This is a genomic window from Cryobacterium sp. MP_M3 (assembly GCF_015752155.1).
GTDB lineage: Bacteria > Actinomycetota > Actinomycetes > Actinomycetales > Microbacteriaceae > Cryobacterium.
This window is the reverse complement of sequence record NZ_JADOVI010000005.1, coordinates 153,866-176,750: the sequence shown is the minus strand read 5'-3', so window position 1 is coordinate 176,750 and position 22,885 is coordinate 153,866. Positions and strand designations below refer to the sequence as shown.

The 22,885-nt window shown below is 68.1% G+C and carries 14 protein-coding genes; 6 read left to right on the top strand and 8 right to left on the bottom strand.

Annotation, left to right across the window (positions count from 1 at the left end; all coding sequences use genetic code 11):
* Window positions 1-175: 175 nt before the first annotated feature.
* Window positions 176-2,212: a hypothetical protein gene (locus IWX89_RS08210; protein WP_196903075.1), complete on the top strand. Its 2,037-nt coding sequence runs from the start codon at window positions 176-178 to the stop codon at window positions 2,210-2,212.
* Complete coding sequence (locus IWX89_RS08205) at window positions 2,205-3,488, top strand: hypothetical protein (protein WP_196903074.1); 1,284 nt, start codon at window positions 2,205-2,207, stop codon at window positions 3,486-3,488. The genes IWX89_RS08210 and IWX89_RS08205 overlap by 8 nt, the downstream gene beginning before the upstream one ends.
* Here IWX89_RS08205 and IWX89_RS08200 read toward each other — a convergent pair.
* On the bottom strand, window positions 3,478-4,770 hold the full coding sequence (locus IWX89_RS08200; protein WP_196903073.1) for a DUF2235 domain-containing protein: 1,293 nt from the start codon (window positions 4,768-4,770) through the stop codon (window positions 3,478-3,480). The two genes, IWX89_RS08205 and IWX89_RS08200, sit on opposite strands and share 11 nt — an antisense overlap.
* A 330-nt stretch (window positions 4,771-5,100) precedes the next feature.
* Here IWX89_RS08200 and IWX89_RS08195 point away from each other — a divergent pair, with 330 nt between their 5' ends.
* Together IWX89_RS08195 and IWX89_RS08190 are read left to right on the top strand one after the other, a co-directional pair.
* A complete protein-coding gene (locus IWX89_RS08195) occupies window positions 5,101-8,190 on the top strand; it encodes a DUF6603 domain-containing protein (protein ID WP_196903072.1) in 3,090 nt (1,029 codons plus the stop codon).
* A gap of 4 nt (window positions 8,191-8,194) precedes the next feature.
* Window positions 8,195-11,581: a hypothetical protein gene (locus tag IWX89_RS08190; RefSeq protein WP_196903071.1), complete on the top strand. Its 3,387-nt coding sequence runs from the start codon at window positions 8,195-8,197 to the stop codon at window positions 11,579-11,581.
* A 344-nt stretch (window positions 11,582-11,925) separates the two neighbouring features.
* On the opposite strand, the gene IWX89_RS08185 is transcribed toward IWX89_RS08190, so the two are convergent.
* The 3 genes from IWX89_RS08185 to IWX89_RS08175 all read right to left on the bottom strand — a co-directional run bounded on the left by IWX89_RS08185 (window position 11,926) and on the right by IWX89_RS08175 (window position 13,585).
* On the bottom strand, window positions 11,926-12,171 hold the full coding sequence (locus tag IWX89_RS08185) for a hypothetical protein (protein WP_196903070.1): 246 nt from the start codon (window positions 12,169-12,171) through the stop codon (window positions 11,926-11,928).
* A gap of 778 nt (window positions 12,172-12,949) precedes the next feature.
* A complete protein-coding gene (locus IWX89_RS08180; RefSeq protein ID WP_196903069.1) occupies window positions 12,950-13,132 on the bottom strand; it encodes a hypothetical protein in 183 nt (60 codons plus the stop codon).
* Window positions 13,133-13,234: 102 nt separating this feature from the next.
* Window positions 13,235-13,585: a hypothetical protein gene (locus IWX89_RS08175; RefSeq protein ID WP_196903068.1), complete on the bottom strand. Its 351-nt coding sequence runs from the start codon at window positions 13,583-13,585 to the stop codon at window positions 13,235-13,237.
* Window positions 13,586-13,598: 13 nt separating this feature from the next.
* Here IWX89_RS08175 and IWX89_RS08170 point away from each other — a divergent pair, with 13 nt between their 5' ends.
* Entirely contained in the window at window positions 13,599-16,118 is a 2,520-nt protein-coding gene (locus IWX89_RS08170) for a hypothetical protein (RefSeq protein WP_196903067.1), read from the top strand.
* A complete protein-coding gene (locus IWX89_RS08165) occupies window positions 16,118-17,890 on the top strand; it encodes a hypothetical protein (protein WP_196903066.1) in 1,773 nt (590 codons plus the stop codon). Before IWX89_RS08170 ends, IWX89_RS08165 begins: the two co-directional genes overlap by 1 nt.
* 101 nt (window positions 17,891-17,991) lie before the next feature.
* On the opposite strand, the gene IWX89_RS08160 is transcribed toward IWX89_RS08165, so the two are convergent.
* The 4 genes from IWX89_RS08160 to IWX89_RS08145 all read right to left on the bottom strand — a co-directional run bounded on the left by IWX89_RS08160 (window position 17,992) and on the right by IWX89_RS08145 (window position 22,872).
* Window positions 17,992-19,893 carry an ABC transporter ATP-binding protein gene (locus IWX89_RS08160; protein ID WP_196903065.1) on the bottom strand — a complete coding sequence of 634 codons (1,902 nt, stop codon included), beginning with the start codon at window positions 19,891-19,893 and terminating at the stop codon, window positions 17,992-17,994.
* A gap of 221 nt (window positions 19,894-20,114) precedes the next feature.
* Complete coding sequence (locus IWX89_RS08155; protein WP_196903064.1) at window positions 20,115-21,002, bottom strand: hypothetical protein; 888 nt, start codon at window positions 21,000-21,002, stop codon at window positions 20,115-20,117.
* 308 nt (window positions 21,003-21,310) lie between these two features.
* Window positions 21,311-21,958: an alpha/beta hydrolase gene (locus IWX89_RS08150; protein WP_196903063.1), complete on the bottom strand. Its 648-nt coding sequence runs from the start codon at window positions 21,956-21,958 to the stop codon at window positions 21,311-21,313.
* Window positions 21,955-22,872: a VOC family protein gene (locus tag IWX89_RS08145; protein WP_374220500.1), complete on the bottom strand. Its 918-nt coding sequence runs from the start codon at window positions 22,870-22,872 to the stop codon at window positions 21,955-21,957. Before IWX89_RS08145 ends, IWX89_RS08150 begins: the two co-directional genes overlap by 4 nt.
* Between the last annotated feature and the right edge of the window lie 13 nt (window positions 22,873-22,885).

Genomic DNA, 22,885 nt, shown 5'->3' with positions numbered 1-22,885 from the left:
TTACCGGGAACAGGAAAGTGATCGCGGGCCGGGAACGGTCGCGCGCCAATCCAACATTCGGAGGGTGGTTGGGCCTCGTCTAGGGTTCCCAATCCGTGCAACGAGCGGGATGATCGAGTCAGCATCTCGTGCGCAGCACTCACCGTGGAGGGTGAGGCGAAGGAAGAAGGCACTAATGGGTGACGCAGAACCCAGAGACAAGCCGCGATCACGCCCGGCACTCCGGAATGATCCGCCGGTGAGGCTGCCCGCTCGGCGGCCGTTGCCGGTCTACGCGTTCGATCCGATGTCGACACGTCTGAGCGGCCGATTTTTGACGGTCGACGTTCCCTTCGAACGGGATTTGGAGCCGGGGCCCTCGGGAGGGCTGCTGCAGGTGGTCGACTACGACGCGGCCCACGGTGTCTGGTACCGGCCGGTCGACCTGAACGATCCGGCGATCCTGGCCCAGGGCGGGCTTCGTCCGTCCGAAAGCGATCCGCGCACGCACCAGCAGGTCGTCTACGCGGTGGCGATGAGCGTGATCGAACGGTTCGAACGGTTCGGGGGACGGCGGTTCCGCTGGCGCGGTGGGCGGGAGCTGCGGATCGTGCCGCACGCGTTCGAAGGCCGTAATGCGTTCTTCGATCCGACGCGGCGGGCGGTGCTCTTCGGCTACTACAAGGCCGACGAACACGATCCGGGATCGAACCTGCCCGGACAGGTGATGTTCACGTGTTTGAGCGTCGATGTTGTGGCTCACGAAGTGACGCATGCGATAGTCCACCGCATCCGCAAGTACTTCTCAGAGGCGTCGAATCCGGATGTCTTCGCGTGGCACGAGGCCTTCGCCGACCTGGTGGCGCTGTTCCACCACTTCCTTTTCCCCGAAGTGGTGTCTGAGGCGGTGGCCAACTCGAGCACGGACCTGAAGGAGGGGTCGGCATTGCTCAACTTGGCGCTGGAATTCGGGGAGTCGACGGGACGCGGTGCGGCATTGCGGTCGGCCATCGGGTCGCCGCGCACTCCAGACGCGTTCCTGGCGGCGACCGAGCCCCACTCACGCGGGGCGTGTTTCGTGGCGGCGGTTTTCGACGCCTACCTCGACACCTACTTGAGGCAGATCGGCGACCTTCGCCGGTTGGCGACGGGCGGAACGGGGGTATTGCCGCCGGGGGCGCTGCCACCTGACCTGGTGAAACGGGTGACGGTAGAGGCTATCCGGAACGCAGACCGGCTGCTCGGGATGGTCGTGCGGGCCTTCGAATATCTGCCGGTGGTCGACGTGACGTTCGGGGATGTGGTCCGTGGGATCGTGACGGCCGACCGGGCGCTCTTCCCGGATGATGCGATGCGCTTGCGGACCAACCTCGTCGAGGCGTTGAGGCGGCGTGGGATCCACCCACCGTCGGTGTCCTCGCTGGCGGAAGAAGCGTTGGCGTGGCCGGGGCCGGCCGATCCGACACTCAGCCTGACCCGCGGGGCACACCGGGTAGATATGGCGCCCCTCATTCTGGAGGCGACGCAGAACCTCGATTTGGGCGGCGAGGCGTCGACATCGATCACGGGCGCGAGCGGGGACCCCGAGATCGAAGGGTCGAAGGAACCGGATGCACCGGCACCGGCCTCCACTCATGCGAGGCCTGCGGTGTCGGCGCATCCGGTGACGGTGCCGAAGTCGGGAGCGGCGAAATCGAATTCGGCGACGGCCGTGGCGCTCATCGAGTGGGGCAAGTATCACGCGCACGAACTCGGCCTGGATCCGGACCTCGCCCTGGAGCTGGTGGGGGTGCACGCGGTTTTCGCGCAAGCAGCCGACCTGCAACCACGCCCGATCGTGGTGGCTTTGTTCGCGCAACGCCACCTGGAGCTTGAGGACCAGTCGTTGCCGGCAGGCAAACGAATAGCAATCCGGGCAGGAACGACGGTGATCGCGCGCGTCGACGGGCAGGTGATGCATGTCGTGGTCAAGCCGCTGCCGCTGACGAACCCTGGTGCGCTTTCGGAGCCGGAGACATTCGCCGGGAAACCGGATGCGGTGCGCGCGTTCGCGGAATCGTGCCAGGAGATGGGCGCGAAGCGGGCGAAAACGCTGGAGGCGTGGAGCGACCACGTGACGTCGGCGGATGCGCTGGCGGCCTGGACCGACCAACCATCGCTACTGCGCATGACCTTTGCGGCGCTGCACGCTGCAGAGGCGAACCCGACGCCGAAAGCAGGTCCCCATGCCTGACCAGACGTCTGTCACGGTACGGATGTACAACGTCGGCTTCGGTGACTGTTTCATGATCACGATCACGCGCGGTGCCAAGGCATGGCGGATGCTCGTCGACTGCGGGGTGCACAGCCAGGGCCGAGCGACGATCAGCGGCGTCACACGCACCATCTCCGATGTGGTCCAGACGATCATCGCGGACCTCACCGCGGTCGCTCCTGCCGGCTCGCCCCCGCACCTGGACATCGTCGTCGCCACCCACCACCACCAGGACCACATCAGCGGCTTCGCCGTCGACAAATGGACCAGTGTCGACGTCGGCCAGGTGCTGGTCCCGTTCGTGGAAGACGCGAACGATCCGGATGCCCGGGCGCTGCGCAATTCGCTCGTGTCCACGGCGACCCAAATCCACGGCTTCATCGAAGCGAGGGCCAAGGCGAACTCCGGGAACATGTCGGCCCCGCTTGCGCTGGCGAGCTCGCTGGCAGCGAACTCAATGGGCAACGCGAAAGCGACCGACCGGCTACTGAGCCGCAACGGTACGCAATTCAAGAACAGGCCGCCGGTCATGTACGTTCCCGACGTGGACCCGGCGAAGAACGTGATCGGCCTGCCCATCGAGGGGGCCAGCATCCACCTGCTGGGTCCATCGCGCGATCCAAAGCAGCTCGCGCTGATGGATCCTCCGGCGTCGGCACGGTGGCTTCAGCTCGACCCGGACCAGAACGCGGACGACGACGAAACTCCGACTATGTTCGCGCCGATCTACGTGGTGGCGGATGAGGAAGTCCAGTCGATCCCTTCGGAGCTGCGGGATGCGCGCGCATCCCTTCGCCTCACCCAGCTCGGCACCGACGACGACGCGCTACTCGCGGCAGCTGCCGTACTCGAACGGTCCGTGAACAACACCAGCGTGTACTTCGTGCTCGACGTGGTCGGAACCCGGTTGCTCTTCGTGGGCGACTCGCAAGAGGGGGCGTGGGAGCACATCCTCGACGACCCCGCGGCAAAGGCGCTGGTGAGTAACGTGGCGTTCTACAAGATCGGCCACCACGGGTCACACAACGCGACTCCGAAGCCGTTCGTCGAATCCGTACTCGGGGACGGGGCCTACGCGATGCTGCCGTGGGGACTGGTGAAACGCTGGGAGAACACCATTCCCAAAGCAGAACTGCTGACTGCCCTGGCGCAACACAACACGCACCTGATCCGGGCGGATGCTCCCGTCGCGGCGCCCCCCGAGGTGGTAGTCGATCCGGGATTGCTGTGGAGTGAGGTGACCTTCACGGTGTAACGGGCCGGACCGGTCCTTCCTCTGGCACTGGGGATCGTGCAGGTGCGGGAGCCGGCTCGGTGGGAGCGGTGGCCTGACCGGTCAGCGGGGCGAGGTTCATCCAATTCGGGTCGGCCCACTGGACGCCCGCCGGGGCGCGAGCGGCATAGGAGCCCGAAGTCGCCATTCGGGGCCGGACGCTCGAGTGGATGAACGCGTTCGGCGGGATCGGGCGGGTTCGATCGATGAAGATCCTCCAGATCCAGCTGTTCGAGTGCACGGTTCCGTTGGCGTTGAGCTCAGCGACGGTGCACGCTTTCGCGTACGGACGAGGCTCGACGAGCATTCCCTCCTCGATGGCGCCCTCGACGATCCACTTGAGGGTGACGGTCGAGAGGCGCGGGTCATCTTCGAAGGTGCCCCCGACATCCGTGTGCACGCCCGCGAACCAGACCTCCTCCAGCCGGGACTGAGGAGACGGCGTGACGAGGTATTCGCGGAACGGCCGACGCTTCTCATCGATCGACACGGCGTGGCGCACGCGCAGATCGTTCTCGAGCTTGCGCGTGTAGGGCCATTTGATGTCCCACCTGAGAAAGCCGGCCGCCTTCACGGTGTCGAATGCGCCGATATAGGCGACGGGCACGGTGCTCCGCCCGTTGACCTTCCGGGCGAAGTTCCCGGAAAACTCGTCGATGGCGGCCCAGAATGCCCTCGAGGCGACGTTCTGCGGGGTGCGGGGTGCCGGGCGTCCGGGGGGTGTGCTGGCCGGGGTGGTGACGCCATCGCTTCCCTGAGGGCGGTCATCCTTGCTGCGCCTGGTGAACTCGGAAACCGCGTACGGCACGAGATTCTCGGAACCGGCGTGCAGAAGGCCGATCGTGCGGAGCATGCCAGACAAGGCGCGCGCTGTATAGGCGCCGCGACTGAATCCGAACACGAAAATGCGATCGCCGGGGTTCCACTCCCGCATCAGCCAGGTGTACGCCTCGCCAAGGTTTTGGCGCAGCCCGTTGCCGAACGCAAGCCCCCCGATGCGCGATAACCAACGGGCGAGCGGTCCCCACGAAGCGGACGACGAGAATGTACCCACCCCCGGGTCGTAGTACGCGATCTGTTTCGCCGGATCGGTGAGGTCGAGCATCCCGAACACTTTGATGACATTCGAGTCGCCCTTTGCTCGCGGCTGCGCGCCCGTGCCGTCGAGACAGATAACCAGGTTCCTACCCATGGGGCACCTCCACTTGCTCGCATCGCAATGAAGAACGGATCGATAACACGATAGCCGTGGTGCGGGTGCCACGGGGCTGCTGACGATCTGCTCGATCTGTTCGGCCTGAACGCACCGACGAACGAACGTGAGGATGGGTGCGGGCCTCTAGACGCCCGCCCTGCCCCGGGACTATAGTCCTCACCAGATTAGTTCTCAGCTCCCGCAACGTCGCGCCACTTGACCACCCCGGAACAACTGAATTCTCGCGATGCCCGCTGTGTTCGGGCGTCCTCCGCCCGCGCTCCGCACCCGCACACCCGTCGGTCCGCGCCCGGAGCCGAAACGTCCCCAGCACCGCGGACGGACGCACGAAGCCAGGACCGCAGGCCAGCGCTGCTCCTGAACACAAAGTGGGACACGATGACCGACATCGGAACCGGATTCCTCAACGGGATCGAAGCCTTCGCCAATTCACGCCTCGGCCACATGAGCGGCACGTCCTTCAAAGACACGGTGCCGTTCCTCGAGTCGATCGTCACCTTCGGCGTCGTCGGCGACGTGAAGCCGACCTTCGACAAGCTCAAGGCCGACATCAAGGCCGCCGTCGCCCTGGTGGAACCGATTGCCGAGAAGATCAAGAAGCAGACCGAACTCATCGCCAAGATGGTGAAGGAGTCGGCAGACGACATCGACAAGGACGACTTCAACGTCGATACCGCGTCGAGGGTCGCCGTGCGCATCGGCATGGCCCTCGCAGCCATGGACGAGGCGTTCAACATCGTCGCCAAGGAGCTTGCCAAGAAGGCGGACGGCACCGTCGACGAGACCGTCCGTTCCAGCCTGATGGACCTGTGGAACCCGTGGGCGCAACCGTTCAAGAATCTCGGCGCCGGTTCCGGCAAACTCCTGAACAGCTTCGGGAAGAACGTGCTCGGCGTCGACGACCTGGTGAAGAAACTCGGCGACAACCTCGCCCTGGACCGCACCGACGGAAAGTTCCTCCTCGCGGCCACGTTCCTTCGCTCCGGCCAGGTGAAGCTCGGCGCGATGACGCTCGACCAGGTCACGTTCGAGGCGTTTCTGCAGTTCAGCGACCGCGAGATCGCGAACCCGACGGCCGAGGAGAAGACCAGCCTGCTGGAGCGCGACGGCAAGTGGTTCATCGGCGACGTGGCGATCCTCGGTCTGCGCTTCCGCACCATCCTGCAGCCCGGCCTTACGAGCGATCCCTTGTTGGCGAAGGTCATGCCGGGCTCCGAAGATCCCAAGGCCACGACCCTCACGACAGTCTCGCTCGACACCGGACAGGGGTTCTACATCGGTGACGGCCGTGGCAATGAGAAGGCGGTCCTGCCCACGCGGTTCTCGTTCCCCGGAGTCGAACTGCGCGAGGTGGCGTTCGGGCTGGTGCGCAACCCGGCTCGTGAGGTCACCGGATTCGAACTGACCACGTCAATCGCAGCGAAGCTGGGCGCTGTCATCGGGCTGCAGATCGTCGGCTCCGGTTTCGTCGTGACTCCCGACGGCGTGGCCGAGCAGCAGGCCGTCTTCAATCTCCCCGTCTCCCCACGCTGGCCGGATGCGATCGGCCTGCGAGTGAAGGCCGGCCCCGTCACGGGTGGCGGGTTCATCCAACGCGTCGAACGCACCTACAAGGTCGGTGGGCAGGACGTGAGGCGGGTCGAGTTCGGCGGGGTCGTCCAGCTGCAGATCCTCAAGTTCGGCCTGTCGGCCATCGTCATCCTCTCGCCCGACCCGTTCTCCATCGTGCTCGTCATCGGCGTGCGCTTCCCCGTGGCCATCGACCTGAGCATGGGATTCACGCTGAACGGCATCGGCGGCATCCTGGCACTCAACCGTGGTCTCGACCTCGAAGAGCTGCGCTCCGGAATGAAGGAACACATCCTCGACAAGATGCTGTTTCCCGACAACCCCGTCGCCGAGGCGCCCAAGCTGCTCGACAAGGTGGCGCACGTGTTCCCGCCGAAGGATGGCGGCTTCGTCTTCGGCCCGATCGTCGAACTCGGCTGGGGCTCGCAGGCGAAGTTCGTGGAGATGAAGCTCGGCGTGGTGCTTGCGCTTCCCGATCCGATGATCGTCATCCTCGGCTCCCTGCGGGTGCGGGTGCCTACGAAGGAGGCGCCGATAACCGACATCCGCGCTGACGTCTTCGTGGCGATCACCCCCGACTACCTGCTGCTGTTCGCGAGCATGCGCGACTCCACCGTGGCTGGCATCAAGATCTCGGGTGACCTCGGCCTCTACATCCAGTGGTCGGGCAACGGAGCGTTCGAGTTCTCGGTCGGCGGCTTTCACCCCGAGTACGAGAAGCTCACGGGCGGTAAGCCGAAGCTCGGAGACATGGACAGGGTCACCATCGACCTCTCGCCGTCCAAGGCGATCAGCTTCGTCATCAAGGCCTACTTCGCCATCACGGCCGGCTCGGTCATGCTCGGCGTCGACGGGCGCCTCAACGCGGACTTTTCAGTCATCGTGGCGAAGGCCTGGCTCACACTCGACATGATCTTCATCTGGGCGCCGCGCTTCGCCTTCAAGATCACCATCGAGGTGGGCGTCGAGGTGGAGCTGCTCGGCTTCACGCTCTGCTCCATCGTCTTCCGCGGCTCGCTCGAGGGCACCAAACCATTCCGCCTGGCCGGCCACATCAAGGTCGACGTCTGGTTCCTCCCCACCTTCGACGAGGATCTCGGTCCCGTCGAGTGGGGTGAGAAGCCGCCGCCGATCCTCGCCACAGTCGATGCCCTCCAGATCGCCGCAGCGGCGATGAACGAGCCCGACGCCTGGAAGGTGCAGCTGCCCGACCACGCCGCGCAACTGGTCACCCTGGCCGAGGTCGACGATATCCAGGGCCGAATCGCGCATCCGCTGGCCGGAGTCGAGGTGTCGCAGACCCAGGTGCCCTTGGGCGTCAAGATCGCGCGCATCGGCTCGGCATCGGTGAAGGCCGACATGGTCACCATCGGCACGCCGACGGCGACCCCCGACTCCGGGCTCGTCGGCGCCGTCAGCGAGCTTAAGACGGCGTTCGCCCCGGGGCAGTTCTTCGCACTCGAGGACGAGTCGCTGCTCGCCCGCTCGGGATTCGAGGAGATGACCGGCGGATGCCGCATCGCTGCCACCACCACCCCGAAGGTCGGCGCCCCGACCCCGGCGACGGTGGCGTACCAGACCTACGTGCGCAACCCAGACGAGCCGTCGGCGATGATCGAGTTCGCGGGCACGTTCGCCACCCTAGCCAGCTCCTACGCCACGAAGACCAATGTCGGCAGGGCCGTGAGCGAGGTTGGGAATCCGTACGTGCAACCGGCGCCGCCGAACGCCGGTGTCACGGTTTCCGACAAGGGCACGTCGAGGATCGCGGATGCCGCCAACGGTGCGGCGCTGCTCGCCGGCCTCGGAGAGTTGAGCGCCACTCAGGCCGCGCTCGTGACGACCGCCGTCAACACCGAGAGCGCCGCAACCGCGACGCGCATGATCGTGAAGGGGTGACCTGATGGCCGACCTGGATGCCATCGCAGCGAGCGTCGTCGCACCGCTCGCCCGAACAGCCACCCATGTGGTGCGCGACGCCTTCGCCCTCATGATCGCTCCGGAGGACGAATTCGACGAGAGCGCCGTGCCGATCGAGTCGCTCGAGTTCGCGTCGACGGTCGTCGGCGGTCTCGCCGCAGCAGCGAGCGCTCCGCCCGCCGGAAGCGTTCGTTCCAGCTCCCGGGTGGAGGTACCACTGGCCGACAGCGTCGGGGGATCGGCATCCGCAGCCCTCTCGGTGACCCTGTACGGTCCGGGCGACGTGCGCGGCATCGACCCGGCCCAGATCGTGCGGCGCTTCCCCGCCCCAGGTGCCCGCACAGCCGAGGAGACCGTGCTGGCCCACATCGAGTTCGACCGCCCCGAGCTGCCGTGGGCATTCAGCGCCGCCAAGCAGGCTCCGGTCATGCGCCCCTGGCTCACCCTTGTCGTGCTCGAGCGCTCGGCGGTCACACGCGAACCGGCGTCCACCGCACTGCTCCCCGTGTTCCAGGTGGCGCTCGCGCAACTGCCGACGCTCACCCGCGCCGACCTCTGGGCGCATGCCCAGGCGCCGGCCACGACGACAGGGCAGGATCTCTCCGCCCGGTTCTCACCTGCGCACGCTCCGGTCAACCTGTCGAGGCTCATCTCGCCGCGCATCCTGAAGCAGGACACAGACTACATCGCAGCCCTCGTGCCGACGACCGACGTGGGCGTGCGCGGAGGCCTCGGCCTCACCGGCGGCACCCTCGACCCTGCATGGACCAGTTCCTCGCCCGACCCGATGCGCCTCCCGGTCTACGACAGCTGGGAGTTCCGCACGGGTCCCGACGGCGACTTCCGCTCGCTCGCGATCAAGCTGCAGGGCATCGCAGCGCCCTATGAGGTCGGGCGCAAGTTCATCGACACTTCGCAGCCCGGCAAGCCGCTTCGGGCCCTCGGCGCCGACGAGGTCGGGCGCAAGCAGGTGCTGCGCTGCGCCCTGTTCTCGCCGAGCGCGCCGTCAACCCCTGAGCAGCAGATCGCCGAGACGGCGGTCTGGCCCGACGCCCTGGTCGACGACCTGCGCGCCGAACTCGACCTGCCGGCCGCCATCGAGGGCACGCAGGAGCAGACGGATGGCGTGCCTGACCTGCCCATCATCGGCCCGCGCATCTACGCCAAGCTGCACCGCGGCAGCGCCGTCATTGAAGGCTCAGACTGGTTCGCCGAACTGAACCTCGCTCCGGTGAAGCGCATCGTGGGTGGGCTCGGTACCCGCGTGGTGCAGCGGGACCAGGAGCGGCTGATGCAGTCGGCGTGGGCCCAGCTCGGCGAGGTCGAGGCGGCGAATCGCGCCATCCGCCTGGCACAGCTGGCAGAACTGCTCGCCACCAGGCTTCACGGCAGGCTCAGTGGCCTGCAGGCCGGGCACCTGCTGCAGATCGCCGCTCCTCTCGCCACCCGTATCTCGGTCGCCGCGGGCAGCACGCTGTTCGCCGACGTGGTCCTGAGTGCGACCCCCGTCGCGGCGACCAGGAGCGCCTTTCGGCGGGTCACCCGCCCGGCCGGACCGATGATCAGGAGAACGGATGCCGCCTCCCGCCAACGCGCCGGCAACGTCGTGGGAACCGACGCGGGGCTCCGCGACTTCACCCGGGTATACGCGAACCCCGAGGGCATCGGCCGGCTGACGGCCGGCGTCGTCGCCCACCTCGACCTGCAGCGCGTCGGCGCGGCGATCGGCGCTCCAGTCGACACGATCGGCGGCCTGTTGAAGGAAGCAAACGCACGCGTCGAGGGCAACGGTGGCTTCGCCACCTACCTCACCGAGCCGAGCCGCTGGAAGGCAGTCGACACCGGCTTCGACCTGGGCGCCGACATCGCCACCCGGTGGAGCGCGCGGCTGCTGCGCTCGTCGGCGGTTCCCGCGGTCGAGTCCATCCGCGCCCAACGTGTCGGACCGCTCGCCGCCGAGCTCTCGCTCTCGAAGGCGAGGATCGCCCGCCCTCTGCGCGAGCGCCTGAAGGGGACGGCCGTGAAGCTGAATGACCGGGTGCTGGTCGACCTTGGCGTCGTCGGCGCGCACCCCTTCGACGTGCACCCGATCGACGTGCACCCCTTCGACGTCGGCCCTGTCGTCGCACCGTTGCATCCCCGCGCGCCGATCATCAGGCGATCTCCCATCGGCGGCGCGGTGGGTCGCCTCCCGCAGGGCGGCGGCGCGGTGCGAGTTCCCCTCGGCGGAGGCGAATTCCGTCGCGTCCCGGTCGAAGGCCACGTGCTCATCGGCGGACGAGGCCTCAGGGTCATCGACGTGCAGCACCTCAAGAAGCTCGGCGACATAGGGAACGCGGCCGAACTCGACGCCGGGCTGGCGCAGTTCGCAGAGCTGGCCGAGGTGAAGCTCACCCCCGCCCTCGACCGCATCAACGAGCTTCCGCTCGACGTGCTGCGCGCCGAGATGACGTCACTCATCGATCCAGGGGCCCTGCTCACGATCGACGCCGTGCCGCACCGCGACGCCCTGGCCGTCGCATCCGCCGCCATCGCCGCGGCGATCGATCCCCGGCACACCGTGCGCGCGTCCCTCGCCGGTCGACTGCACCTCAGCGCGGGCCTCGCCGATCGCTGGTTCGCCCAACCGCGGATCGCGCCGATCATGGCGGCGCCGCGTTTCGACCGGCCGATGTACCGCGCGCTCGAGGAGTACGACCGTGAGTGGCTCGTTCCCGGACTCGGCCTGCTGCCGGCCGACGACTTCGTCACGGTGCTCTCCACCAACAGTGAGTTCATGGCGGCGTTCTTCGTCGGCCTGAGCGACGAGATGGGGCGGGAGCTGCTCTGGCGGGGCTACCCGACCGACCAGCGCGGCACCTACTTCCACCGCTTCTGGAACCCGGCAGTCGACGAGCTGGCGACGCCCATCCACCTGTTCCCGGCGACGCCCCTGGCGTCGCAGATCTCCCTCGGCGGCGGCGACGGCCGCGCCGTGATCGTAGTCAAGAGCGAGCTTGTGCGGCGTTTCCCCGATCTCATCATCCAAGCGGTGAAGAACCAGGGCACCGTGCGCGATCCGGTTTTCGAGAAGGTCGGCTCGCCGCAGCAGACCGCCGGAGTGCTGTTCTCCGAGGTGCTCGATCCCGACATCGCACTCGTGGGTGTCGACCTCTCCGTCGACGAACTCGACGGGGAGCAGTGGTGGATCACCATCGCCGAGCATCCCAGCGCAACCCGATTCCAGCGGCCGGCCGACGCCCAGCTGCCGGCAGGCCAGAAGCACCTCACCGACACAGCACCGCATTCCGCCGCCTATGCCGAGAAGCACCTGCACCGTCCGGTGCGGGTCGCCTTCCAGGCGACGGACCTCATCGTGAGAGAGGCGTAGACCATGCCCGTCGATACCCCAGCCGTACTGGCCAGAGTGCGCGAGCGCATCGCCACCCTTGCCGAGAAGCGCCGAACGCTCATCCGGCGGCCGGCCGACCACGGGCGCCGCGGCGAGATCCTCGCGCTCGACGACGACCTGCGCGAGATCATCGGCGGGCTGCGGGATCGCCTCGACCCGTGCGATGCCTCTCCCGAGGTTCCCCTTGTGCTGCTGCCCGTGCGCATCGAGAGCAAGCTGACTCCGGGAACGTCGACGCTTCGGGTGCGCATCTCGCCCGACGAGGCACACATCGACAGCCTGCTGCGCGCGCTTTCGGATGCCGAGGTCGCCGCCGGAGTGGCCTACTGGTCGGCCGTCTGGATCGACGCCGCCGATGCGGTCGCCTGGCCCGCACTCAACGCGGCCGTCGGGGAACGCCGCGCCGGGTGGGTGGCCGAGGCCACGACGCCCATCAACCTCGCCACCCGAGGACAGGGCGGCCCGACCTTCCCCGCATTGCCGGAGGAGGTGGCCCACGGCACCGTCGCCCGCTGCCTTCCCGACCAGTTCGTGGTGCGGGTGTTCCCGAACGGAGCCGCGCCGATCACGGTGACCGGCTCGCCGGTGGCGACCGATGTGCCGCTGTCGCCGATCGCGTTCGGCGACGACGCACTGAGTCAAGTGGCCGGCCTGACCGTGCCGGTCGGCTCGGAGTGGACAGTCGACTTCGAGGCGGCACAGAGCGCGGGCCTGGGGGTGGAGGTGCAGCTTCCCGGCGGCACTACGCTCATCGACCGCATCGTGGTGGTCGGAACCCGCAACTCGGTCTCGGAGGAGGCCAACGCCGCCGACTTCGTCGACCTCCTCACCAGCCACAGGTTCAGCGACGGCGTCTCGCTGCTGGCCGCCGGAACCGCCACCAACAACGCGGATGCCGAACGCTCGCCCTATCGCCCGGCCGCGAGCGCGGGCGCCCCGCCTGTGGAATCGCGCATGCCGTCGCGGGACGCCAGCCTGCTCGCGGCAGCCCTCGGCCTCGACGCCGCATCCGTCGAGCATCTCATCCCCGCCGGACCGGTCTCGACCCAGGACGAGGCGCAGGCCGCCGCCAATACCGCACTCTGGTTCGCCACCTGGGAGCCTGTGCTCGAGCGCCTTGACGACCTCGCCATCCCCGCGGTCACCCCGGGAAGCATCGAGTCGGCCCGGCGCCTGCACCGCGACCACGTGCGCGGAGCGGGGACTGCCCCCGCGCTGCGCATCGGCGCCCAGCCCTACGGCGTGCTGCCGGTCACGGATCTCGATGCCTGGAGCCCGCGCTCAGGCGAGACCACGGCGCAGCTCGTGCCGCTGATCCGGCGCACGCTCGCCCGCTGGGTGAGCCGATCACCCGTTGTTCCCCATGTGCGTCCAGGCGGCCAGCTCGATGACCAAGACCTGCTCGACATGCTCGGCACCAGCCCCGTGGCCACCGGCGTGCGCGCCCGACCGGCGGTCGACGGCCCGCAACTCGCCTCGTTCGCCGCCGCGACCGGAGCGGATCCCGCCCAGCTGCTGGCCGAGGCTCACCTGCGAACGGCCGTACTCGCGCAGTTCTCGGTCGACGCGGCCAAGATCCTGTCGACTCCGGCGCCACACGACGACTCCCGCACCATCGGCCTGCCTCTCGTGTCAGAGCGCGACGCCGAGGTCGTGGCCGAGATCCTGGCCGGGACGACACCGAAGGTCGACAGCGTACTTCAGGCCCTGCTCGACATCGCATGGGACAGCGCCAAGCGCCTGCGATTCCGCGCCACGCCCGAGGAGTTCGTGGGCCCGCTGCTCGACTTCGTGCAGCTCGACCCCGAGATCAGGAGGGTCGTCACGATGGCGGCATCCGCCGATGCAGCCGTCGACGACACCGCCCCTGAGCGCTTCTTCGCCGCCGCCGAGAGGGTCGCCGCCGTGCAACACTTCGACGGGCAGCCGACCGAGCGGGTGAGCATCGTCGCCATCGAACCGGTGGCCGAGGCCCGCACGCACCTCCCTGGCGCAGTTGGCGCTAGACCTCGGCGACACCGCACAGGCGAGGTGGCTGGGCAGCAGCGCCATCACCGAACTGCTCTACGCCTTCGGCGTGGGCGGCGAGGTGCGAGCCGCCATGATCGCGCTCGCGGCGGCCCCGCTCGACGAGCGCCGCATCGCCGTCGCCTCTGCACTGGATCTTGCATCCCACCGAATCGACGCGTGGGCGACGGGCGTGGCGACGGCGCGCCGGGCCACCCTGGCGGCAACCGCCCCCGTCGGAATGACCATCGGCGCATTCGGCTACGTCGAGCAGATCCGCCTGGGAGCGGCCCGGAGCGATCCGGATGGCTGGATCCACGCGCCCAGCAGCTCGCACGCCGTCGCCGCCGGCGTCCTCGCGAGCGCCCACCGCTCCAACATCGGCGCCCTGCCCGGGAAGCAGCCTTTCGCCATCGACCTGTCCAGTCGGCGCGGCGTCGAACTCCGGCGCGTGCTCGAAGGAGTCGCGGCCGGACAGTCGATCGGGGCCCTGCTCGGTTACCAGATCGAACGCGGCCTCGCCGGAACCTCGGCGGCGCGGTTCCAACTGAGCCTGCGGCAGATCGCGCCCGCCGCCACCGACCAGCTCGGCAACGACGAGGCGCAGGAGGTCGCGGCAGCACGCGTCGCCGCCGCCGATGTCGTCGACGGCGCAGAACTGCTGCGGCTGTTCCCGCTCGATACGCTCCCCGTGGCCAACCCGCCGCTGCGAGCCCGCCTCGGCCTCAAGCCCGACAACGCCTTCGTCGAAAATTGGGACCCCGTATCGAACGCGGAGTGGGACCTCCTGACCGCAGCCATGCGCGGAGCCGCGGCCACACTCGACGCCGTCTCGGACGCCCTTCTGAGTGAGAGCGTCCTGCAGTACTCCTCGGGCAACCCGTCGCGCGCTTCCGCCGCGATGGATGCCATGGCCAGCGGCGCCGCCGTCGACCCCGACCTCGGCGTCCTGGGCGTGCGCCAGACCGGCCGCATCCTCACCCACGGCGTGTTCGCGGCCATCCCGGCCGACGCAACCGGCTGGTCGAACACTCGCCCCCGTGCCATGGCCGAACCACGGTTGGAGGCCTGGGCGGCGCGCCGCCTCGGTGATCCTGCCGACATCGCGGTGACCGACACCCCCAACCGTCACACCCTCGCCGAGGCCGGCTGGGCCGCCCTGGACCTGGTCTTCGCGGACGATGCCGCATCACTCGACCGTGAGCTGCGCGCGGCCATACCCGCACTGGCCGACTCCCCGCTGGCCGACGGACTGCTGCGTGCCGCCGCTCTCGCCGGCAGCCTCCGCTCGCTCGCCGCCGGAGGAACCCCGCTCGGCCCCGACTCCCTCGTGCGCACCGGCGTTGCCCCGGAACGCCGGATCGACACCGAGGAACTGCTCGCCCGCGTCGACGCCGTGCTCGACGCCCTCGCCACTGTGCTCGCCTCCGGCCGAGCGGTCATCGCCGCCATCGACTCCGACAGCCTGGCCGTCGAGGAGGATGCCGTGGCCGACGTCATCGACGCCGTGCGGGGGCTCGCCGCCTTCGGCGTCCCCCTGGTTCCGGATGCCGCGATTCCGGCTAACGTCGCCTGGGCCGTCGGCGCGTGGCAGGCGGCGTTCGCACGCCTGGGGCAGGCACGGGCGACGCTCGTCGCCCTGCGCGACCCGACTCGCGAAACCCCAGCCACCACCGGCGAGATCGTCGACGCCTGCCGCGCCGTGGCCGAGGGGATCCTCGGCGATGGTTTCGTACTCCTGCCCCTGCTGACGAAGCCCGCCGGCATCGACTCGTTCCACACAGCCATCACCACACCGGCCATGACGAAACAGCCGGCGCGTGCACACCTCAACGCCTTCGTACGTGACCACGCCACGGTCCAGGCCGGTGTCGGGCGCCTCGCCGAGGCTCAGCTGCTCGGCGGGGCCCTCGGCATCCCCATCCCGCTGCGCATCGTGCAGCTCACCGAGCACGATGACGCTACCGGAGACCCGGCTGCGGGCACGGAGCGCTGGCTGGCCGGGCCTCTGCCCGACGACATCCCCTGGCCGGCGGCATCCGCGAGCCACCTGGTCGTCGAACTCGTCGGCGGCCATGACGACTTCGCCGGCGCGTTCGCCGGACTCGCCATCGACGGCTGGGCCGAGACCCTGCCGTTCCAACCGGACCCCCGGGCATTCGATCCGGCGGCGCCCGACAACCCGCTGCGTGCGGCACGGGCCACCACCGGGCTCGCCGTACACGCCAACCAGGCATCGGCCAGGGCGCCACAGGTACTGCTCTCCGCGGTGTCGCCGGACGGCAACCGGTGGACGACCGATTCCGTCGTGGCGACGGTGCTGGAAGCTCTTGACCTGGCCAAGGCCCGACTGGTCACCTATGAGTACACGCCGGGAGACGCGGCCATCCTGCCCGCCATCTACGTGGCGAGCCCCTGGCTGCAGATCCGCAAGGGGCTCCAGTTCGCAGAGCTGGCCAAAGTGAGATGGTCCGGGGTCGGCATCCCGTTCCTGTCGGAGGTGAAGTGATGGCCGTCAAGATTCCCATCGACATGATGGTCAGCGCGGTGACCGACCAGAACCTGGCGGGGATCCTGAAGCTGCTGCAGGTTGCCGACCCACCGGCCATGGTGCGGCTCGAGCCCGACTCGATCACCGGCGACCCGGCTCCGGGTGCCGAGGCGCGCATCGGCGATGCCGCGTGGATGCTCGGTCGGCAGTGGCAGTTCGGCGAGCTCACCGGCGAGGATGCCGGATCCGTCGTCTCAGTGCATGTGGCATCGAGCGCGTTGCCGATCACAGCCTGGGCTCCTCTGTCGGGCGACTCGATTGATCTGGCCGGCGCCGACTGGCGGCCGTGGCGAGAGGGGGCGCTTCTCGAAGAGCTCATCCAGGATGTCCCGGAGCTTGCGTTCGGCGACGGTCTGCGACAGCGCGCCGAGGCAGGAGCCCAGCTCGTGGATCTCCTGTCCGACGCCGGCGAAGAGACGCTCGCACGCTCGCTCACGGGGCGGCATCCGCTCGCTCTCGACGACGACCCGAACGATCCACTCGGACTCGACGACCCGCAGGCCTCCCGTTTGTTCGCTGTGCTCGGCGGTTCCGTTCCCGACGGGGGAACACTCGCCACCGAGTTGCGCGCCGGGGATCCCGGCTGGATCGGCGAGGCGACGGATGTCGCAGCCGCGCGCGCTGCGATCGCCGAGTGGCTGGACTGGCTCGGCGGCGCGCCCGACTCCGGCGGGGCATGGTCGACCGAACGCCTGGAGTACCGATTCGCGCTGCGCTTCGGCGACAATGCCAACGCCGTGTTCGCCCGGGGCACTCAGTTCGGCTCGGCATCCGTGCGCTGGAGCGACCTCGAATGGGTCGAGGGCGCCAGCGCCGAGCTGCCCGACGAGGCGCCGACCGGAACTCCCGTCGGCAGCGAGGCGACCATGCTCGCCACCCCGCTGCGGTTCCCCGGCATGCCGGCCGATCGCTACTGGCAGCTCGAGGACGGCGCTGTCGACGTGGGCGCCATCGAGGCGCAGACCAACGACCTTGCGAGGCTCTGCCTCGCCGAATTCGCGTTGTCCTCGGGTGACGACTGGCTGGTCGTGCCTGTCGACGGCCTGCTCGGCGCGGTCAACAGGGTCGGCATCGTCACCCTGACCGACGACTTCGGCGACGCGGTGACGGTTCCGGAGCTCGCCGATCCCGCGTTCACCATGTTCGGCGTTGCCTCGGCGGCCGGACGGATGCTCCCCGGCATCGTGCTGCCTCCCGTGGCCGTCGGCACACTCGTGGGCGAGGCCCTCGAAGACGTGCTTTTCCTGCGCGACGAGATGGCGAACATGGCGTGGGCCATCGAGAACTCGGTGCAGGGGCGAAGCGGCGACCCGCGCCGGCGCGCGAGCGAGCGGCCGCCCGTCCCCGATCCGTGGCCGGAGGGTCTCAGCCAGGAGGAGCGGGCGTACAGGTTGCAATCACCCGTGCCCGCGCACTGGATCCCGCTGGTACCCGTGGCGCTGACGCCCGGTCAGGTGTCACTGCGCAAGGCCGCGCTGCTGCGCGACGGAGTTCCCGTTGTTCCGAGCGGCATCACACTGCGTCCGACGCCGCTCACGTTCCCCGGTGAGGAACTGCCGAGGGAGGGCGTGCACCTGCGCGCCGTGCCGGTGCTGGCGCGGCGGGCCGACGGGCGCTACGCGCGGTGGGCGGCCTATAGGGTGCGCACCGGCCGGGGCGAGGCCTCCAGCCGCCTCGCCTGGGACTCGGCCCTGTCGTTCACCGACATGACGCATCCGCCGACACCGTAGTCTCCGGAATGCACGAACGGCTGATCCGCACCCCGTCACTCCAAACGGCCCGCGCCGCTGAGCTGCACGAGGAGCCCGCCACAGGCGTACCGAAAGCGGCCTTAGGTGCGGCTCAGCGCTTCCTCATCGGCCTCAACATTCTTTTGCACGGCGAACTGGGTCCGGTGCAATTCCTCGTACCGCCCACCCATAGCCAGTAGTTCCTCGTGCGTGCCGCGCTCCACGATCGTGCCGTCCTCAACCACGAGGATCAGGTCCGCGCTGCGGATGGTGGAGAGGCGGTGTGCGATCACCATCGCCGTCCGTCCCTTGAGCGCCTCGCTGAGCGCCGCCTGCACGGCGGCCTCAGACGTCGAGTCCAGCGCCGCCGTCGCCTCGTCGAGGATGACGACGCGCGGCTGGGCGAGCAGGAGCCTCGCGATGGTCATCCGCTGGCGCTCACCCCCGGACAGCCGGTAGCCACGCTCTCCCACCATGGTGTCCAGCTGGTCCGGCAGGGACCGGATGAGCGGCTCGAGCCGCGCGCGGCGGACGGCGTCCCACACCTCGTCGTCGGTCGCCTCCGGCCTCGCGAGGCGCAGATTGGAGAGGATGGTCTCGTGGAACAGGTGGCCGTCCTGCGTCACCATGCCCAGGGTGTTTCGCATGGAGACGAAGGTGACATCGCGGACATCCGTGCCCGCGAGGCGCACGGCGCCGCTGTCGACGTCATACAGGCGCGAGAGGAGCTGCGCAATTGTGGACTTGCCGGCACCGGACGTACCAACGAGGGCAACGGTCTGCCCCGGCTCAATCCTGAAGGACACGCCGTGCAGCACCTCCTCGCCGCCGCGGGTGTCCAGCGTGGAAACTTCCTCGAGAGAGGCGAGGGACACTTTGTCCGCGGACGGGTAGGCGAAGCGGACGTTGTCGAACTCGACGGCCACCGGGCCTTCGGGGACGGCGACGGCGTCGGGCTTCTCCTTGATGAGCGGGTCGAGGTCCAGCACCTCGAAGACGCGCTCGAAGCTGACCACCGCGCTCATGATCTCCACCCGTGCGTTTGCGAGGCTGGTGAGCGGCGCGTAGAGGCGGGTGAGGAGGAGCGCCAGGGTGACCACGTCGCCGGTATTCAGCTGGCCCGCGAGTGCGAGGGAGCCGCCGAGCCCGTACACGAGCGCCAGGGCGAGAGCGGAGACGAGCATCAGTGCGGTGAAGAAGACGAACTGCAGCATCGCGGTGCGGACCCCGATGTCGCGGACGCGGGCGGCGCGGACGCGGAACTCCTCGGCTTCCTCGTCGGGCCGGCCGAACAGCTTGACGAGGGTGGCGCCGGGCGCCGAGAAGCGCTCGGTCATCTGCGTGCTCATGGCGGAATTGTGATCGGCGGCCTCGCGGCGCAGCGCGGCGAGGCGGCTGCCCATGCGGCGGGCGGGGACCAGGAAGATGGGGAGCATGATCACGGCGAGAACCGTCACGAGCCAGGACGTGCTGAGCATGACGATCAGGGTGAGGATCAGCGCCACGAGGTTTGTGACCACGCCGGACAGCGTGCCGCTGAAGGCCTGCTGAGCGCCGATCACATCGTTGTTGAGGCGGCTCACGAGGGCGCCCGTCCGCGTGCGGGTGAAGAACGCGATCGGCATCTTCTGCACGTGGTTGAAGACGGCGGTGCGGAGGTCCAGGATCACGCCTTCGCCGATCCGCGCCGAGTACCAGCGCGTCACGAGTGACACGGCGGCGTCGGCCACGGCCACGAGGGCGATGACGACGGCGAGCCAAACGATCGTGGTGACCGCGCCTTGGGCGACGATGACGTCGACCACCTGGCCGGCGAGTACCGGCGTCGCGACCGCGAGGAAAGCTCCCACGGTGGAGAGGGTGATGAAGATCAGCAGCTTGGACCGGTAGGGCACCGCGAACGTCATGATCCGCCGAACGGACTCACGGGAGAAGCCGTGCTTGCCGTCCCTGGCGGTAGAGATCTTGTACAGCGAGCTCCAGGCCGCGCCTTCCATGCTCATTGGGGTTCCTTCCGTGGGCAAACGACCAGTTTAGATGGCGACTTGCCCGAGCTTTGCGACGCGGCTGCCGAGGTGACCCCCGGTTGAGCTCGCACTCATCGGCGCGCCAAAGCCTTGTCGTGGCCATGGCGTTTGCGGAACATTCCATCGAACACCGGTACCTCGGCGTTCCAGTAATCAGCCTTTCCGCGACAGTCGCGAGCGAACGCGCGAGAACGCCGTCACGGGCGGATGCTGCGGATTAATCCGGTGACGTTCGCCATCCATTCACGCGACGCCTTGATTTCACTGACGAATGCACCAGCTTTTGACAGGCCCTTCGTTGTCGTATCGAACCATTTTCGCGGGCTTTGAACGGAGGAAGGGAGCTTGCTCGACTTCTTAGGGAACAGCTCCGCGAACGACTTGGTGCAGGCAGCGTCCGCCCTCGCGGTTTTCAACCAGGTGGCGGCGAAGTCCACCGGGTCCGCGTTTGTGCCGCTGCTAAGAGCGTTCCTCGTCGTCACGCCCGCCTCGACGCAGTTCCACAAAAAGGTGCGTGTTTTGGACTCGTAGTTCGTTGTTGCGATTTGTGCCGCGTACGACTTGCCTAGCCTCGCGAGCTTATCTGCCTGCTGCTTGTACAGCAGCCAACTCGAGGTGATCCGGGGGAACGCAATCCCCCAGCCAATAGAGCTGATCGAGGCGAGGGAGACGGTTTCGCCGGGTGCCACGATCCAGTCGTTGTCCACTATGCCGGTGTAGATTGCGAACTGCGAGAACAGAGGAGCAATCCCGACCGGCTCATGGTAGATCGTGTTGAAGACGGGCACCTTCGATCGTTCAACTCCATCTCTGAATGCCCAAACAACTGGTGAGTTGTTGCTGAAGGTGAACTGCAGAGTACCGGGCTGTTGAGGACCCCAGTCGCACAGGACGAGGTCGTCCTTATACTCAGCCTCTAGCTCGGACTCGGCGTATGTGCCCACTTCCGTGACTCCCGCGGGGCAGCTGCTGACCTCTGTGTGGGGTCGAACGACCTCCTCCGCGACCGCCAACTGAGATGCCGGTGGGATGCCTCCTCCGGCGGCAAGTGCTGCTGAGAGCAGGATGACTATTGTGCGCCTCATACGACATCCCTCCTTCGGGAAACGTCCTCGAGCCTTGGGTGCAAGCATCCGGGCAGGACTCGCAATCACATCGCTTTCGGGCGACTTCATTGCCGGCATTATGAGTCTTTCGCACGTTCTTCACAACTGTCGAACGCCTGAGGGCATTGCGGCGCTTGACGCCGCCTGAATAGTGCCCTCGCACCTTGCAGCCAGCCTCAACCTCACAAGAGTCACGACCATTGCTGAGCATCACGGGTCGAGGAGATCCACCGGTTCACGTCGCTGACGGGGATGACGCCGATCTCCCAGCCCGGATGTGGCGTTCATCATGCCCTGACGGCGCCGGCGCCAACGTGGGTGGTGAGGAAGTCGCGCACATCGTCGATCTCGGCCGTGCTGATGCCGTGAGCCAGGCCCGGGTAGACCCGCTCCACGAGGGAGGAGTGCTGCCGGAGGAAGCCGCTGGTGCGCACGATCGCTGGTTCGGCGATGACGCGGTCGTCGGCGCCGCGCCCCCAGAACACAGGCGGGCGGCTCACGGCGAGCGTCGGGTCACCTGTCTGGGCAGCGCCCTGCACGAAACCGCCGAGCACGACCGGCGCGAGCACCCGCTCGGGGCGCGTGCGCAGGAGCTGGCTGGCCATCAGGCCGCCTTGTGAAAAACCGATGGGAACCACGCGGATGCCGGGACCCACCTCCGCGTCAACCCACGCCCAGATCGCATCCGTTGCTTCGGCGACCGGCCCAGGGTCGGGACTGCCGGGAGTCGTGATGGTGAACCAGGCGGCCCCGCCATTTCCCAGTTCGATCGGGGCGCGGAGGGCGGCCCACGGCATCCTCAATGCCAGAGCCGGGGCGAGCCCGGCCAGGTCGCGTTCGTTCGAGCCGAACCCATGCAGGAAGACGGCGATGGCGGAGGAGGTGCCGGCCGTCGTCCAGTCGGGCGACCGCACATCACGCAGCAGGGTGTTCATCGAGTGAGCAGCTCCTCGGTAGAGAGGTCGGGCAGGGCGACGGTGACGTGCGTGCCCCACGGGTCGGTGACGCTCACGGAACGGCCGTCGTTGCCGAACGGAATCGATCGGGCACGCAGCCGCGCCATCAGGGACTCCAGATCCGCGGTGCCAGGGACGGTTACGGCGACGTCTCCGAGACCCAGGGTCGCCGCGCGCGGCCCAGCACCACGGCTGTTCCACACGTTCATGGCGATGTGGTGGTGGTAGCCGCCCGCCGATACGAACAGTGCACCGGTATACCGGGTTTGCGTCGCGTCGAAGCCGAGCGCGTCGACATAGAAGGCGCGGGCGGTGTGCAGATCGCCCACCTGCAGGTGGACATGTCCGACCGTTCCTGCCAGCGTCGCCACCTCGTCCGGAGTCTCCTGGACGAGATGGCGCTGCAGGTAGGCCCTGGGGTCGAGGTATCGGGTGTCCATCTGGATCTCGGCGCCCTGGCGAACCCACAGGTCACGGTCCCGGTCCGTATACAGTTCAATGCCGTTGCCCTCGGGATCGGTGAAGTAGAACGCCTCGCTCACGAGGTGGTCACTCGACCCGACGAAGCGGCTGCGCGGGTCCTGCGCTGCTTGGTAGACGGTCGCCGCGAGGCTGGCGGGGCTGTCGAAGAGGAACGCGGTATGGAACAAGCCCGCCTGACCCGGGTCAACCCCGGGCAGATCGGGGGTGTGGATCAGCCGCACGAGCGGCGTCAGCCCGCGGCCTAGAACGCGTTGCACCTCGCGGCCCGTGCTGCGCTCCTCGAGGGGTTCCATTGCGAATGCTCGCGAATAGTAGTCCGACAGGCCCTCGAGGTCGCCGACCCGCAGGGTCACCGCGCCCATCGAGGTCTTGGTGTTCAGAACCCGCTCGTCAGTTGACACGTTCATCATGGTGCTCCTGTTC